Annotated in this window: 2 protein-coding genes; both read left to right on the top strand. The window is 58.6% G+C overall.

Annotated features, from left to right (window positions below; genetic code table 11):
• A partial coding sequence (locus ACT8X9_RS13330; RefSeq protein ID WP_444269320.1) for a sensor histidine kinase occupies nucleotides 1-788 on the top strand: 788 nt, incomplete at its 5' end.
• Nucleotides 789-920: 132 nt separating this feature from the next.
• Nucleotides 921-1,487, top strand: coding sequence for a hypothetical protein (locus tag ACT8X9_RS13325; RefSeq protein WP_118361950.1), 567 nt, complete (start codon nucleotides 921-923; stop codon nucleotides 1,485-1,487).
• The last annotated feature ends 152 nt before the right edge of the window (nucleotides 1,488-1,639 follow it).

Below are 1,639 nucleotides of genomic sequence, written 5' to 3'. Positions count from 1 at the left end.
CCTATATTATGTACATAGACATCGGGCCCATCACCCACTATAACGTGACGCTGAACTGGGCGTTCTTTGCGGTGCTGCTCGCGATCTCCTCCGTCATGTGCCTTCTGGGGTTCCGGTTTGGCAGGGATATTGAGAAGGAGGCGGAGCGGCAGCAGACCGTCATCCAGAATGCCTCCCACGAGCTGAATACGCCGCTGATGGCGATACAGGGCTATGCGGAGGGCATACAGGCGGGCGTGATGGACACAGGCAGCGCGGCGGAGGTGATCCTGGAGGAGAGCGACCGCATGACGGAGCTGGTGGAGGAGCTCCTGGACATCTCGAAAATCGATATGGGGCGGCAGCAGCTTGCCCTTTCCGAGATGGATATTCGGGAGCTGCTCTACGACAGCATACGCGCCGTGGAATCGGCAGCCGCTGCCAGCGGCATTACCATCGCGCCGGACTTCTCTGAAGAACCCATCATGGTCAAATGCGATGACACGCAGATGCGCAGGGCGGTCACGAATATCCTGACCAACGGATTGCGATATGCCCGCAGCGAGCTGCGCCTGACCTGCCGCGCAGACAGGCGGCAGGTGACGATACGCATACAGGACGATGGGGACGGCATCGCCGAAGCGGACCTGCCGCACATCTTCGACCGCTTCTATATGGGGCGGAGCGGAAAATCCGGCATCGGCCTTGCGCTGACCCGGGAGATCATCCACCTGCACAAGGGAACCATCCGCGCCCGCAACGGGGACACCGGTGCCGTTTTCGAGATCTCCATTCCGGTGAGCAGATAAGAAGATCACCGCGCCGCCTTTGAGCGTCCCTCTTGTAAAAAGGACGGGCCTGGAAAGAATCTTTGCTGGTGCCGGGCGGAGAGTTTCCCGTGATTTCCTCTTGTGCCCACATTGTCAGAATGGAGTACATCTATGGACTGCAAAGCCAAAAAATATCTGCATATTTATGACTGGAACTACTGGTGGGGCTATTACCGCTGCTGTAAGGACTGGGAACCTTTCCATGCGGCGGAGTTTTCCCTTTCCGAGGACGAGGCAGGAAAGGCGCCCTTTTTCCACTTTGATTTCCATAACCTCCCTGCCCTTCACCAGACCATTCTGGACGGTGAGTTTGTGGAGCCGGATAATCCGGATCATCCGCACTTTCTGGAGCAGGCAAGGCGGCTCAGAAGCGGTGAACAGGACTGGTTCGTCGGGGCGCTGTACTATCCGCTTTTTTCACCGGAGATGCATTTCTGCAACGCCTCCGTCCGGAGCGGCATCCCGCTGACACAGCTGCTTTCCCCGTCTGTACCGCCCTATTACGGGGTGATCTTTCTCCGGGAGGAGCGCCCCCTCACTCCGGAGGTGCTGACGCATTGGGCGGAGACTCTGTCCCAGCCCCTGTTCGGCCAGCCGTTTTCCTGCACGCTTGCACAAGTTCCCAGCCGGCAGGAGGCGATGGAGCAGTTTGAGAATGAGATGCGGCTGATGCGATGAACGAGCGCCCGCCGCGATGTCCGGCGGCAGCTGCAAGGCCCCCAACGCCCTGCGGTTGCAGAATTACTTACAACGGAGAAGATGTATGACATTTGAACTTCACAGCGACATCGCAAATCGATCTATGACCATAGCCGCCCGCGCGATGCGCA

The sequence above is a fragment of the Faecalibacterium sp. genome, assembly GCF_052358865.1.
Taxonomy (GTDB): domain Bacteria; phylum Bacillota; class Clostridia; order Oscillospirales; family Ruminococcaceae; genus Faecalibacterium; species Faecalibacterium butyricigenerans.
This window is presented reverse-complemented; position numbering and strand designations above follow the sequence as displayed.

Coding starts and splice junctions, on each gene's coding strand:
- ACT8X9_RS13325 (WP_118361950.1), top strand. CDS start 921: ATGGACTGCAAAGCCAAAAAATATCTGCATATTTATGACTGGAACTAC.